The organism is Amycolatopsis kentuckyensis (assembly GCF_041679295.1).
Lineage (GTDB): Bacteria > Actinomycetota > Actinomycetes > Mycobacteriales > Pseudonocardiaceae > Amycolatopsis > Amycolatopsis kentuckyensis_A.
This window is the reverse complement of sequence record NZ_JBGDMD010000006.1, coordinates 251933-265131: the sequence shown is the minus strand read 5'-3', so window position 1 is coordinate 265131 and position 13199 is coordinate 251933. Positions and strand designations below refer to the sequence as shown.

General features: G+C 71.2%; 12 protein-coding genes. 10 read left to right on the top strand and 2 right to left on the bottom strand.

All coding sequences use genetic code 11. The features are described from left to right. Nucleotides 1–3: 3 nt before the first annotated feature. Both ACERZO_RS26460 and ACERZO_RS26455 read right to left on the bottom strand, forming a co-directional pair. Nucleotides 4–660, bottom strand: a complete 657-nt coding sequence (locus tag ACERZO_RS26460; protein WP_372667465.1) for a response regulator — start codon at nucleotides 658–660, stop codon at nucleotides 4–6. Continuing rightward, on the bottom strand, nucleotides 657–1823 hold the full coding sequence (locus ACERZO_RS26455) for a sensor histidine kinase (protein WP_444843236.1): 1167 nt from the start codon (nucleotides 1821–1823) through the stop codon (nucleotides 657–659). Before ACERZO_RS26455 ends, ACERZO_RS26460 begins: the two co-directional genes overlap by 4 nt. A 191-nt stretch (nucleotides 1824–2014) precedes the next feature. Here ACERZO_RS26455 and ACERZO_RS26450 point away from each other — a divergent pair, with 191 nt between their 5' ends. The 10 genes from ACERZO_RS26450 (at nucleotide 2015) to ACERZO_RS26405 (ending at nucleotide 13172) form a co-directional block, all read left to right on the top strand. Beyond that, on the top strand, nucleotides 2015–3523 hold the full coding sequence (locus tag ACERZO_RS26450; RefSeq protein WP_372667890.1) for a dynamin family protein: 1509 nt from the start codon (nucleotides 2015–2017) through the stop codon (nucleotides 3521–3523). A gap of 59 nt (nucleotides 3524–3582) precedes the next feature. Beyond that, nucleotides 3583–4230: a hypothetical protein gene (locus ACERZO_RS26445; RefSeq protein WP_372667464.1), complete on the top strand. Its 648-nt coding sequence runs from the start codon at nucleotides 3583–3585 to the stop codon at nucleotides 4228–4230. Nucleotides 4231–4276: 46 nt separating this feature from the next. Beyond that, nucleotides 4277–4663 (top strand): nucleotide exchange factor GrpE, encoded by a 387-nt coding sequence (locus tag ACERZO_RS26440; RefSeq protein WP_372667463.1) that lies wholly within the window; start codon nucleotides 4277–4279, stop codon nucleotides 4661–4663. Then, a complete protein-coding gene (locus ACERZO_RS26435; protein WP_372667462.1) occupies nucleotides 4660–6498 on the top strand; it encodes a dynamin family protein in 1839 nt (612 codons plus the stop codon). Before ACERZO_RS26440 ends, ACERZO_RS26435 begins: the two co-directional genes overlap by 4 nt. A 104-nt stretch (nucleotides 6499–6602) precedes the next feature. Then, the gene (locus tag ACERZO_RS26430) at nucleotides 6603–7304 is read left to right on the top strand and encodes a hypothetical protein (protein ID WP_372667461.1); all 702 of its coding nucleotides are present in this window, start codon (nucleotides 6603–6605) and stop codon (nucleotides 7302–7304) included. 351 nt (nucleotides 7305–7655) lie between these two features. Further along, nucleotides 7656–9479 (top strand): phosphoenolpyruvate carboxykinase (GTP), encoded by a 1824-nt coding sequence (locus ACERZO_RS26425; RefSeq protein WP_372667460.1) that lies wholly within the window; start codon nucleotides 7656–7658, stop codon nucleotides 9477–9479. An 81-nt stretch (nucleotides 9480–9560) separates the two neighbouring features. Next, nucleotides 9561–10403 carry a TIGR03621 family F420-dependent LLM class oxidoreductase gene (locus ACERZO_RS26420; protein ID WP_372667459.1) on the top strand — a complete coding sequence of 281 codons (843 nt, stop codon included), beginning with the start codon at nucleotides 9561–9563 and terminating at the stop codon, nucleotides 10401–10403. A gap of 14 nt (nucleotides 10404–10417) precedes the next feature. Beyond that, nucleotides 10418–11299, top strand: coding sequence for an LLM class F420-dependent oxidoreductase (locus ACERZO_RS26415; protein WP_372667458.1), 882 nt, complete (start codon nucleotides 10418–10420; stop codon nucleotides 11297–11299). Continuing rightward, nucleotides 11296–11901: an ABC transporter ATP-binding protein gene (locus ACERZO_RS26410; RefSeq protein WP_372667457.1), complete on the top strand. Its 606-nt coding sequence runs from the start codon at nucleotides 11296–11298 to the stop codon at nucleotides 11899–11901. Before ACERZO_RS26415 ends, ACERZO_RS26410 begins: the two co-directional genes overlap by 4 nt. Then, nucleotides 11895–13172, top strand: coding sequence for a hypothetical protein (locus ACERZO_RS26405; RefSeq protein WP_372667456.1), 1278 nt, complete (start codon nucleotides 11895–11897; stop codon nucleotides 13170–13172). Before ACERZO_RS26410 ends, ACERZO_RS26405 begins: the two co-directional genes overlap by 7 nt. The last annotated feature ends 27 nt before the right edge of the window (nucleotides 13173–13199 follow it).

The following is a 13199-nucleotide window of genomic DNA, read 5'->3' as shown; positions in this document are numbered from 1 at the left end:
CCGTCAGGCGAGGCCGGGGCGGGCGAGACCGGTTTCGTAGGCCAGGACCACGGCCTGCACCCGGTCCCGCAGCTCCAGCTTCGCCAGGATCCGCCCGACGTGCGTCTTCACCGTCGCCTCCGAGAGGAACAGCGCCTCGGCGATCTCCAGGTTCGACATGCCCTTGGCGATCAGCACGAGCACCTCGCGCTCGCGGTCGGTCAGCACGTCCAGCTCCGCGGTGTCGCGCATCGGCGCGCCGCCGGCGCCGACGAAGCGGTCGAGCAGCCGGCGGGTCACCGACGGCGACACCACCGCGTCGCCCGAAGCCACCGCCCGCAGTGCCGAAACGAGGTGGCCGGGCTGGGTGTCCTTGAGCAGGAACCCGCTCGCCCCGCCCTGCAGCGCCGCGTAGACGTACTCGTCGAGGTCGAACGTCGTCATCACGAGCACGCGCGCGGTGCCGGCCGCGACGATCCGCTTGGTCGCTTCGACGCCGTCGAGCACCGGCATCCGGACGTCCATCAGCACGACGTCGGGGCGTAGTTCCTCGGCCAGCTTGATGGCCTGCGCGCCGTCGCCCGCCTCGCCGACGACGTCGATGTCGGCCTGTGCGCCCAGCACCATCCGGAACCCGACGCGCATCAGTTCCTGGTCGTCGACGACCACCACCCGGATCACTTGTCCAACCTAACCGGCAGCTCCGCGCGGACCTGCCACCCACCACCCGGAGCGGGGCCCACGTCGAGCGTCCCGCCGTACACGTGCGCGCGTTCGCGCATCCCGATCAAGCCGTTGCCGCCCGGCAGCCGCTGAGAAGCACCGGCCAGCTGCGGGACGCGGCCGGCGCCGTCGTCGGAGACCAGCACCTCCACCAGGTCGCCGGTCCGGTGCACCCGCACCGACGCCGTCGCGCCGCGCCCGGCGTGCTTGAGCGTGTTCGTCAGCGACTCCTGCACGATCCGGTAGATCCCGAGCGAGACGCCGGCGGGCAGGTCGCCGAGGTCGTCGGCCGCCAGCTCGACCGGGACGCCGGCGGTGCGCATCCGCTCGGCCAGGTCGGCGATGGCGTGCGCGTCCGGCTGCGGCACGCGGGGTTCGCCGTCGGCGTCGTCGCTGCGGAGCACGTCGAGCAGGCGCCGCAGCTCGCCGAGCGCGCCGCGGCCGGTCTCGGAAATCGTTTGCAGGGCCCGTTGGGCGAGCTCGGGGTTGCTTTCGATCGCGTAGGACGCGCCGTCGGCCTGCACCACCATGACGCTCACCGCGTGCGCGACGACGTCGTGCAGCTCGCGCGCGATCCGCCCGCGCTCCTCGGCCACCGCGATCCGGGTGGCCTGGTCCCGTTCGGTCTCGAGCAGGTGCAACCTGGCCTCCACTTCCACGTCGTAGGCGCGCCGGGCGCCGACGAACTCGCCGAGCGTCCAGCACAGCGCGATGCCGAACGCGAGGAACAGGATCGCGATGACGAGCTCGTCGTCGAGCGGCTCCAGCGCCAGCTGCACGGCCGACCCGGCGACGACGGCACCGACGTACACCAGCCCCTGCCGCCGCCCCGCGTAGACGACGACCGAGTAGATGCTCATCGCCAGGGCGGCGACGCTGGAGATGCCGAGCTCGAGCGTGCCGTGCACAACGCCGATCACCAGCACGACGTAGGCCGACCACAGCGGCGACTTCCGCCGGAACACCAGCGGCGCCACCATGGCGAGGTTCACCGGCACGGCGATGTACCAGGGCGGCATTTCGGCGAATTCGGCGAAGCCGTCGGCGACGAACAGCAGTAAGTCGACCAGGCCCAGCAGGATGGCGAGCACCGTGTCGCCCGCCATGGGGTGGGCACGCATCCAGAGACTCAGCCGTCGCACCACACAACACTAGGTCGCGGCCCGGGGACGGCGCGTCGGTCGGCGGTACCACCTTCGGTGCGACCTGCGGATGAGGGACATGGCACGATTCACGGGGTTGTCCGTACGACCGGGGAGGACTGGGGGCCGTGACGTCACCGGAGCAGGGCCGGCTCGCGGGACCGCTGTCGATGTCGGTGGCCAACCTGTGCCACCGCCTGCAGTCGCAGGTCTCCGCGCGCACCGCGGCCGGCTTCGCCGAAGTGCTGCGCCGGCTCGGCGCGCCGCTGCAGGTGGCCGTCGCCGGGCGGATCAAGTCGGGCAAGTCGACGCTGGTCAACGCCCTGATCGGGCGCCGGGTCGCGCCGACCGACATCGGCGAGTGCACGCGGCTGGTGACCCGGTTCCAGTACGGCACGGTCGACCGGGTCGAGATCGTCTTCACCGACGGCCGCAAGCAGGTGCTCCCCTTCGCCGCCGACGGGATGATCCCGGCCGAGCTGGGCGTCGACATCGAAAAGGTGTCGCACATCGAGGCGTACCTGACCAACGCCGTCCTGCAGGGCATGACGGTGATCGACACTCCCGGCCTCGGCTCGCTCGACGCCGCTTCGGTGTCGCGGACCGAGCAGCTGCTGGGCGCCGCGAAGCACGCCAAGGACGACGAAGGCTCCGACGAGCTGGACGACACCTCGCGCAACGCCGTCGCGGGCGCCGAAGCCGTCCTCTACGTTGTTACGCAGGGCGTCCGCGCCGACGACCAGCAGGCCCTCGCCGCCTTCACCGCGGCCACCGCGAGCCGCGAGGCGGGCCCGGTCAACGCCATCGCCGTGCTGAACAAGGCCGACACCATCGCACCGGAGTCGGTCGACGGCGCGGACGGTGACGTCTGGAAAGCCGCGACGATCCTCGCCGAGAAGCAGGCGAGCACGCTGAAGCCGCGCGTGGCCGACGTGCTGCCGGTGATCGGGCTGATCGCCGAGTCCGCCGAGTCGGGCGGGTTCACCTCCGCCGACGCCGAGGCGCTGCGGCAGCTCGCCGACCTCGACGACGACATCCTGCAGACCATGCTGATCTCGGCCGACATCTTCACCACCTGGGAGTGCGACGTCCCGTCGGGCACCCGGCTGCGGCTGCTGGAGAAGCTCGACCTGTTCGGCATCTCCCACGCCGTCGAGGCCATCCGCAAGGAACCGGAGATCACGGCGGGCGCGCTGCGGCGTTCGCTGCTCGACGCGTCCGGCCTCGAAGCGGTGCGGCAGCGGTTGTCGATCGTGTTCGCCGCCCGCGCCGACGGCATCAAGGCGGCCGCCGCGCTCGCGTCGGTCACCGCGCTCGCGCACGCTTCCGGCGATCCCGGTGAACGCCAGCGCGTCCACGACGCCATCGAGGTGCTGCTCGCCAAGCCCGAAGCCCACCAGCTGCGGCTGCTCGAAGCGCTGACGCTGGTCGCTTCCGGCGCGGTCGACATGCCGGAAGACCTGTCGGAAGAGGTCCTGCGCGTCGGCAGCAACGCCGACATCGGGGCCCAGCTCGGCAAGCCCGGCGCACCCCGGCCGGACCTCGCCGCGCACGCGCTCGAGCGCGCCGGCTGGTGGCGGTCCTTCGCGTCCTTCGGCGCGACGCCCGCGCAGAGCCGCGTCGCGCACGTGGTGCACCGGGCGTACTTCTTGATCTGGCAACAGGTCCGCGAAGCCTGAGTTTGTTTCTGCTTGCCGACTTCGCCGGTCAGCGCCCTTTTCCCGCGTACTGTTGAGGCGTGCGCCTAGAAAACACGACATCGTGGCGAGCGGGCTGGAGCAGCGAGAACGAGATCGACGTCGCGCTGTACATCCGTGACGCCCTCGCGCTGTCCGTTTCCGAAGGACAGGTGCTGCCGCCCGTGGAGCCGCAGGTCCCGGTGCACGTCCCCCGCGAGATCGACCGCGCGGCCGTCCAGGCGCAGTGGGCCGACTGGTGGGTCGACCTGCTGGCCTTCCTGCGCAACCGCGAGGACCCGGACCCGCGCAGCCCGCGCTCCCGCTACGGCAGGCCCGCGCTCGCGCAGGGCTCGGCGATGCGCCAGGCGCTCGAGTTCTTCGGGCCGGCCGCGGCCCGCCACTTCGCCAACGCGCGCGGGCCCGCCCTGCGCGGCGCGGGCGAGCCGTCCGGCGGCACGCCGTGGGCCCCCGGCTTCTACCGGCGCCAGATCGTGGCCGGCGAACGGCTCGGCCAGCTCGTGCGCGAGGCCGAGGTCCGGCTGGGCCGGCGCGCGTACCCGTTCCGGCTGAACGTCATCGAGATCTCCGTCGCCGGGTCGATCTGGCTGCGCACGGCCGAGGACCAGCTGCTCGTCAGCTCCCGGCTCGCCGAGGACGGCCCCGGCCTCGAAGCCGTGCTCCGCGAGGTGATCGACCAGCTCGTCTGATCGGGTTCCGCTCCCGGCCGGCGGCAGAATCCGCCAGACTGTCCGCATGGCGTGGTTTCGCAAGGACGGAACCGACCGCGGGTCCGCCGCGTCGGACACCGATGTGCACCCCTTGCAGCAGGTGAGCGATCTCGAACGGGCCCTCGCGGATCGCCAGGCACTGATCCAGATGTGCCTGTACGCCCTGGACCGCGCCCGCAGTGGCGGCGTCGTCGAACGCCTGGAAGAAGGGCTCGCCGCGATCGGCGTCCAGGCCCTGCGGCCCGACGGCGAACGGTTCGACCCGGCCCGCCACGAGGCCGGCGGCGCGGTCCCGACCGACGACCCCGCTCTCGACGGCGTCGTCGCCGAAACCGAGGTCACCGGCTTCGCCGACCACGACCGGCTGCTGCGCGCCCCGATCGTCACCGTCTACGCGAAGAAGACCCCGTGAGCGCACCGACCGCGCCGAGCCTGCCCGCGCAGGTCCAGGCGGCCCGCGACCAGCTGCTGACCGTCGTCCGCGACGCCGACCCGGACGCCGCGAAGTGGGTGGACGAGGTCCGCAAGGCCCGGCCGAAGAAGCCGGCCGTGGTGGTCGTCGGCGAGACGAACCGCGGGAAGAGTTCGCTGGTCAACGCGCTGCTCGCGATGCCGGGACTGTCTCCTGTGGACGCCGACGTCGCCACCGCCACCTACCTCGTGTTCGACCACGCCGACGCGTGGGGCGCGCAGGCCTGCTACCCCGGCCAGCTCGCGTCGGTCCCGATCGACCTCGGCCAGCTGATCAACTGGGTGTCCGCCGCGCACGAGCTGCCGCCCGGCCAGCTCCCGCCGCGGTACGTCGAGGTCACCGGGCCGGTCCCGCTGCTGGAACGGCTTTCGCTGGTCGACACGCCGGGCGTCGGCGGGCTCGACTCGCTGCACGGCGAGCTCGCCAAGGAAGCCGCCGCGGGCGCGACCGCGCTGCTGTTCGTCGTCGACGCCTCGGCGCCGTTCACCTCGACCGAGCTGCAGTTCCTGCGCGACGTCGGCGAGCGCGTCGAGACCGTCGTGTTCGCGCTGACCAAGGTGGACATGTTCCGCGGCTGGCGCGAGGTCATGGAGGCGGACAAGCAGCTGCTGCGCGAGCACGCCCCCCGCTTCGCCGACGCCGTGTTCCACCCGGTGTCGGCGCGGATGTTCGAGACGGCCTCGAAGGCGCCGAACGAGCAGATGGCCGCGATGCTGCGGGAGAAGTCCGGCGTCGCCGCGGTGCAGACCGCGCTGCAGGAGCTCCTGGTCGGCCGCTCGGCCATGCTCGGCGAGGCGAACACGCTGCGTGCGCTGTCCAGCGCGCTCGGCGAGCTGAAGGCGAAGCTGCAGGCCGAGAGCCGGGCGCTGTCCGCGGGCGAGGCCGAGGCCGAGCAGCTGCGCGAACGCCGTGACCAGTTGCAGGCCGAGCGCCGGACGTCGACCCGCGGCTGGCAGCTGAAGCTGCGCGGCGAGGTGCAGCGCACCCGCGTCGAGGTCGGGCACGAGAGCGCCCGGCAGATGCGGGACGCCCAGACCCACTTCCGCCAGCTGATCGACGCCGCCAAGCGCGACGAGCTGGCCGCGTTGCCGCAGCAGGTCGACATCGCGCTGCAGACGACGTCGCAGCGCATCTCGATGTTGCTCTCGCAACGCCTGAACCAGGTCACCAACGTCTCGCTCTCGGAGCTGTTCTCCCCCGAGGAGCTCGACGTCATCCGCGCGCAGTTCGCCCGGGCCGGCGGCCCGCCGGTGGTGCTGCGGCCGCCGGACAAGAAGCCGCCGACGGCCGAGGACAAGCTGCTCGTCTTCATGGGCATCTCCGGCGGCGTCGGGGCCGGCAAGGTGGCCGCGTTGCCGCTGGCCGGCGTAGCGATCCTCAACCCGGTGGTGCTGCCGGCGACGATCATCATCGGCCTCGGCGCCGGCTGGTGGATGGCCCGCACCCGCAAGCACGCGGCCGACAAGCAGCACATGAAGCAGTGGCTGGTCGAGGCCATCGCGGACGCCCGTTCGACGCTCGACCAGCTCGTCGCCGAACAGCTCATCGAGGCCGAACAGCAGCTGTCGATGGCGCTGGACGAGGCCCTCGGCCGGCGCATCGACGCGATCGAGGCCGAGCTGAAGGAAGTCGACAAGACGATCAAGATGGGCGCCCAGGAACGCGCCAAGAAGATCGCCATCGTGTCGAAGCGGCTCAAAGAGGTTTCCGAAGGCCGCGACCGCGCCGAAGCCTTCCTCACCAGGATCCGGGCACTGCGGGACAAGACGGCCTGAGCACCCGTCCGGTTGTGGAGCGGAACCGAACGGGCCTACGGTGAGTCATACCCTCCGACAGCAGGTCAGAGACGGCGTTACCCGGTTCTAAGGGGGCAGTTCCCATGTGGGTCGACGAGAGCGGCGGCAGCGACACCGATGCCAGCGGCACCGAGGCGATGACCGTCCACGTCGACGGCCAGGAGTACCAGGCCGAGGTCAACTACGACGTGAACGAGGACGGCGTCAACGACACCGCGATCGTCGAGCACGACGACGGCACGGCCCAGGCCTTCATCGACACGAACCACGACGGTGAGGCCGACCAGTACGCGGTGCTGGACGAGAACGGCAAGGTCGTCGAGCAGGCCGTCTACGACGAGGCCAGCGGCGAGTGGGTCGAGGCCTCCGGGGGCGGCCACGACGACTCCGGCACGAGCGGTCACGACGACAGCTCCGGCGGCCACATCCACGCGGACATGCCGGACGGCGAGGTCGACGCGGGTGCCGCGACGATCGACACCGACCACGACGGCCACAACGACACCGCCATCGTCGAGACGAAGAGCGGCGGCACGATCGCCTTCACCGACAAGGACGGCGACGGCGAAGCGGACATCGCCGTGCAGACCGACGCGGACGGCACGACCACGACGTTCGAGCACAGCGGACCCGGCCAGTGGACCGAGGTCTCCAGTGGACTGATGGACTCCGGCAGCGAGGGCGACCCGGCGGCCGACGCCGAATGGGGCGGCGCCGGCACGCAGACGCTGGAGGGCGTCGCGCGCATCGACTCCGGCACGGGGCAGTGGATCTCCCCCAACTGAAAAGTAACCCAGGTCACAGTTTGAAAGCCCGGTGCGCGAGCGCCGGGCTTTCTTCATGTCGCAAATGAAAACGACCAGGTCACGGGCGTGATCGCGGTCACCGGAAGATTTACTGCGAATGCACCGATCCGGTGACGTCTGAATCGATTCCCTTATCGTTCTTGTGAGAGAACGTACACGTCAGCTATCGGTTACCTGCCGGTCATGCGGCTACTCTCGAAGAATCCCAAATCACCGCACACCGGTTCGCCAGCCGGTGTGCGAAGCCATTCGGTCGTCGGCAATGTGGCCCGCGCCGGAACAGCGTCGTTCCGGTGTGGGCTCTTTTGTCGTCGGAAGTCAGGAGTAGAGATGACCGCAGTCGCCATCCCCGGACTGGACACCGCGCCGACGACGCACACTGGCGTGCTGTCCTTCGTCCGGGAGGTCGCCGAGCTGACCACCCCGGACCGCGTGGTGTGGGTCGACGGGTCCGACGAAGAAGCCGCCCGGATCAACCAGGAGCTGGTCGAGGCCGGGACGTTCGTGCAGCTCAAGTCGAAGCCCAACTCCTTCTGGGCCACTTCCGACCCGAACGACGTCGCCCGCGTCGAGGACCGCACCTTCATCTGTTCGGAGCGCCCCGAGGACGCCGGGCCGACGAACAACTGGATGGACCCGGCCGAGATGAAGGCCACCATGACCGAGCTCTTCCGGGGCTCGATGCGCGGCCGCACGATGTACGTCATCCCCTTCTGCATGGGCCCGCTCGGTGACGAGAACCCCAAGCTGGGTATCGAAATCACCGATTTCGCCTACGTTGTCGCCTCCATGCGCGTGATGACGCGCGCGGGCAAGGCGGCCCTCGACAAGTTCGTCGCGCCGGATGGCACCGAGCGTGAATTCGTGCCCGCCCTCCACTCCGTGGGTGCGCCGCTCGAGCCGGGGCAGAAGGACGTTTCCTGGCCCTGCAACGAAACGAAGTACATTTCGCACTTCCCGGAGGAGCGCGCGATCTGGAGCTACGGCTCGGGTTACGGCGGCAACTCCCTGCTGGGCAAGAAGTGCTACTCGCTGCGCATCGCTTCGGTGATGGCCCGCGACGAGGGCTGGCTCGCCGAGCACATGCTGATCCTCAAGCTGATCTCGCCCGAGGACAAGGTCCACTACGTCGCGGCCGCGTTCCCGAGCGCCTGCGGCAAGACCAACCTCGCCATGCTGCAGCCGACCATCCCGGGCTGGCGTGCCGAGACCCTCGGTGACGACATCGCCTGGATGCGCTTCGGCGAGGACGGCCGCCTGTACGCGGTCAACCCCGAGTTCGGCTTCTTCGGCGTCGCGCCGGGCACCGACTGGCACACCAACCCGAACGCCATGCGCACGATCGAGAAGGGCAACACGGTCTTCACGAACGTCGCCCTGACCGACGACGGCGACATCTGGTGGGAGGGCATGGAGAACAAGCCCGAGCACGCCACCTCGTGGAAGCACCAGGACTGGACGCCGGACTCCGACGAGAAGGCCGCCCACCCGAACTCGCGCTACTGCACGCCGATGTCGCAGTGCCCGATCCTCGCGCCGGAGTGGGACGACCCGAAGGGCGTGCCGATCTCGGCGATCCTGTTCGGCGGCCGCCGCAAGACGACGGTCCCGCTGGTCAACGAGGCCCGCGACTGGCAGCACGGCGTCTTCATGGGCGCCACGATGTCGTCGGAGACCACCGCCGCGGCGGCCGGCGCGGTCGGCAACGTCCGCCGCGACCCGATGGCGATGCTGCCGTTCCTCGGCTACCACGCCGGTGACTACTTCAAGCACTGGCTGAACCTGGGCAAGAACGCCGACGCGAACAAGCTGCCGAAGATCTTCTACGTCAACTGGTTCCGCCGCGGCGACGACGGCCGCTTCCTGTGGCCGGGCTTCGGCGAGAACTCGCGGATCCTCAAGTGGGTCATCGAGCGCGTCGAGGGCAAGGGCAACGCCGTCGAGACGCCGGTCGGCTTCGTGCCGCGCGCCGAGGACCTCGACACCGAGGGCCTGACCGAGCCGATCGAGGACATCCAGGCCGCCCTGGACGTCAAGCCCGAGGAGTGGCGCGAGGAGCTGCCGCTGATCGAGGAGTGGTTCGAGAAGATCGGCGACCGGGTTCCGACGTCGCTGCGTGACGAGCTCGACGCGTTGGCCCAGCGCCTCGCCTGAGTTCCCTGAGACAGAAGGGGACGCCTCCCGGCCGCATCCGGGAGGCGTCCCCTTCTACCTTTTCCCGGTAGTTTCGCGGCCATGAAACCGTTTCGCTTCGGGGTGGCGCTCGTGGCGCCCGGTTCGCGCGCCGAGTGGGTGGCGAAGTGCCGGCAGGCCGAAGACCTCGGGTACGACGTCGTCGGCGTGGTCGACCACCTAGGGCGGGTCGCTCCGGTGCCCGCCCTGCTGCTCGCCGCGGAAGCCACCGAACGGGTCCGGCTCAACACGTACGTGCTCAACGCGAGCTTCCACAACCCGGTGCTGCTGGCCCGCGACCTCGGCGGGCTCGACGAGTTCACCGGCGGCCGCCTCGAAGTCGGTATTGGCGCCGGTTACGCCCGCGGGGAGTTCGAGGCCACCGGCATCGAGTGGGGCACGGCCGGGCAGCGGTTCGAGCGGCTCGTCCGCGCGGTCACCGAACTCGAGCGCGCCTACGAAGGCCGCCCCCGCCCGCCGCTGCTGCTCGGCGGCCGCGGCGACCGGATGCTGACGTTCGCGGCGGAGCACGCCGACACCATCGCCTTCACCGGCACCGCGCCCGGCGCGGCCGAAGGGCGGCTGGCGTTGGCCGGTCCCGATGCGCTCGCCGAGCGCATCGAATTCGCGAACCGGGCGCTCGGCGGCCGCGACGCCGAGCTCAACCTGCTGATCCACTTCATCCGCGTCACCGACGACCGGCGGTCGGCGCTCGAAACGGCGCGCCGGCTCGTACCGCACCTCGGCGCCGACGAGCTCGGTGAGCTGCCCACCGTCGTCATCGGGTCGGCCGGGGCGGCGGCCGAGCAGCTGCTGCGCACCCGCGAGACGCTCGGCGTCAGCTACTTCACGGTGATCGAAGAAGACCTCACGCGGCTGGCGCCGGTGATCGAAAAACTCCGGTGAGTATTTTGGGGATCATGACTGGGGATTTCCGCTTCGGCGTCAACATGGTGGTTCCGGACAGCCGCGCCGCGTGGGTCGACAAGTGCCGCAAGGTCGAGGACCTCGGCTACGACGTGCTGTCCGTCGCCGACCACCTCGGCATGGCCACGCCCTTCCCGTCGCTGGTGCTCGCCGGCGAGGCCACGTCCCGCGTCCAGCTGAACACCTTCGTGCTCAACGCGCCCTTCTACAACCCGGTGCTGCTCGCCCGCGACGTCACGGGCACCGACCAGTTCACCGACGGCCGGCTGGAGCTGGGGCTCGGCGCCGGGTACGTCAAAGCCGAGTTCGAAGCGGCCGGCATGCCGTTCCCGTCCGCCGGCGAGCGCGTCGACCACCTCGAACGCACCATCCTCGAGCTGAAGCGGCTCTACGCCGACCCCGAGCACAAGCCGTCGCCCGTTCGTCCCCAAGGGCCGCCGCTGCTGCTCGGCGGCCGCGGCGACCGCGTGCTCGGCCTGGCCGTCGAGCACGCCGACATCATCGGGTTCACCGGCACGGCGAAGACGCCGGACGGCGCGCCGATCGCGGCGGCCCCGCCCGAGGACGTCGACGAGCGGGTGGATTTCGTCCGGGCGAAGCTCGGCGGGCGAGCGTCCGAAGTGGAGTTCAACCTGCTCTGCCAGTTCGTGAAGGTCACAAACGACCGCGCGGCCGGCCTGGCCGAGCTCGAGCAGCTCGTCCCGGGCGGGATGACCGCCGAGCAGATCGGCGAGCTGCCGATCGCGCTCGTCGGTACGCCGGCCCAGATCGCCGACCAGATCCGCGCGCACCGGGAGCGGTGGGGGTTCACCTACTTCACCATCCTCGAGATGTTCTTCGACGAGTTCGCCCCGGTGCTCGAGCACCTCCGATGATCGACGCGCGGGGCATCGGGGTCCGGGCCGGCGAACTGTGGCTGTTCGACGACCTGGACTTCTCCGTCGACCCCGGCGAGTGCGCCGCGATCGTCGGGCCGAACGGGGTCGGCAAGTCGACCTTGATGCGCTGCTTCTACGGCATGCAGAAGCCGCAGCGGGGCCGCGTGCTCGTCGACGGCAAGGCGCCGGACGAACGGGACGTCGAGTTCCGCCGCAAGGTCTCGGTGCTGTTCGACGACTCCGACTTCTTCGCCGAGCTGACGCCGGTGCAGCACCTCGAGCTGCTGTCCGGCTCGTTCGGCGCCGACCTCGGCGACCACGAGGAACTGCTGCGCGACGCGGGGCTGGGTGACCGCATGCGCGTCACGTCCGGGCACTTCTCCGCGGGGCAGCGTCGTCGGCTGCTCCTGCTCGGCGTCACCGCGCGGCCGCACAAGCTCCTGCTGCTCGACGAGCCCGAGCGAGCCCTCGACGTCGAGGGCAAGGAATGGCTGGTCGAGCTGATCGCCCGGTCGACGGCGGCCGGCGCGGCGGTCGTGGTGGCCACGCACCACCCGCCGCTGCTGGAAGCCGCCGACAGCACGCTCGAACTGTGGTGACCCTGACGCCGCGGCGGATGCGGATCCCGGGCCGCAAGCGGTTCGGCGGGATCTTCAGCGGCGACTCGGCGTCGTTCCTCTTCCTCTTCGCCTTCGGGTTCCTGTTCACCGCGTTCTTCCACGTCGACGCGTGGCGCCAGGCCGTCTACGGCTCGGCCCACGTGGACTTCCCGGCCGTGCTCGGCCTCCTGACGCTCTGCTGCGCGGTGGGCTGGCGCGGCCTGCTGCGCCGCGGGTTCGCGTGGGTCGAACCGGCCGAGCTGACCTGGCTCGACTTCGCGCCGGTGGACCGCGGCCGCGTCGTCACGCTGCGGCTGCTCGGCGCCTGGACCGGCGTCGTCGCGGTGACCGGTTACCTGGCCGCGCTGATGCTCGCCGTCGGCGGCGCCGGGCTGGACCAGTGGCGCGCGGGCGTCGCCGTCGTGGCCGCGACCGCGGTGGTCGCGTTCGTGAGCGCGCGGCGGACGTCGTTGCGGTTCGACGCGGCCGGCCCGCTGGCGCTCGCGGTCGTCGGGCTGGCGATCACCGCCTTCGGCCTCGGCCCGGTGACCGTCGAAGTCGTCGCGGCGGGCGTGCTGGTCGCGGCGCTGCCGCTGGCCTTCGGCGGCGAACCGGTCTCGCGCGCGGGCCGGTCCGCGCTGCTCGCCGGGTGGGACGGCCGGGTGCTGCGCTCGGTCGCCGTCACCTTCCTCGACCCGATGATGCTGCTCCCGCCGTCCGCGCCGATCGGGCTTTCGGTGCGGCGCCCGACCCCGCCGCGGCTGGCGGTGGCGGGCACGCTCGGCCGGTCGCGGTACGCCGGGGCGGCGGTGCTGGTCGGCTTCGCGGTGGTCGTCGCGCACATCGCGTTGCCGACCCTGCCGGGCGCGGTCCTGGTGGGCGTCGGCGCGTACGTCGCGCTGACGCCGTTCGGCGCCGGGCTCGGCGAGCTGTGGCGCAACCCGGGCCGCCGTCGCTGGCTCGGGTCGTCGAACCGCGACCTCGTCCTGGCGCACGGCGTCGTGCTCGCCGGCGTCGGCCTGCTCTGGGCGGGCGCGCTCGCCGTGGTCACCCTCGCGGGTGGGACGTCGTTCGGTGCGGGCGCTTGGCTCGCCGTGCCGCTGGCGGTGCTGTCGATCCTGCGCACGGTCACGCGCACCGCGGTTGACTACGCGAATCCGGGTTTCGTGGACACCCCGATGGGGCCGATGCCCGCCAACCTGGCCCGGCAGTTGTTCCGCGGTCCCGACCTGCTCGTGCTCGGCATCGTGGTGCTGTCGGCCGCCGTTTGACCTACGCTCGTTCCGTCGAAGGGAGCA

Bases quoted from the DNA above. Each gene is read 5' to 3' on its own strand.
- ACERZO_RS26455 (WP_444843236.1), bottom strand. From the start codon at position 1,823: ATGCGTGCCCACCCCATGGCGGGCGACACGGTGCTCGCCATCCTGCTG.
- ACERZO_RS26450 (WP_372667890.1), top strand. From the start codon at position 2,015: ATGTCGGTGGCCAACCTGTGCCACCGCCTGCAGTCGCAGGTCTCCGCG.
- ACERZO_RS26440 (WP_372667463.1), top strand. From the start codon at position 4,277: ATGGCGTGGTTTCGCAAGGACGGAACCGACCGCGGGTCCGCCGCGTCG.
- ACERZO_RS26430 (WP_372667461.1), top strand. From the start codon at position 6,603: ATGTGGGTCGACGAGAGCGGCGGCAGCGACACCGATGCCAGCGGCACC.
- ACERZO_RS26425 (WP_372667460.1), top strand. From the start codon at position 7,656: ATGACCGCAGTCGCCATCCCCGGACTGGACACCGCGCCGACGACGCAC.
- ACERZO_RS26420 (WP_372667459.1), top strand. From the start codon at position 9,561: ATGAAACCGTTTCGCTTCGGGGTGGCGCTCGTGGCGCCCGGTTCGCGC.
- ACERZO_RS26415 (WP_372667458.1), top strand. From the start codon at position 10,418: ATGACTGGGGATTTCCGCTTCGGCGTCAACATGGTGGTTCCGGACAGC.
- ACERZO_RS26410 (WP_372667457.1), top strand. From the start codon at position 11,296: ATGATCGACGCGCGGGGCATCGGGGTCCGGGCCGGCGAACTGTGGCTG.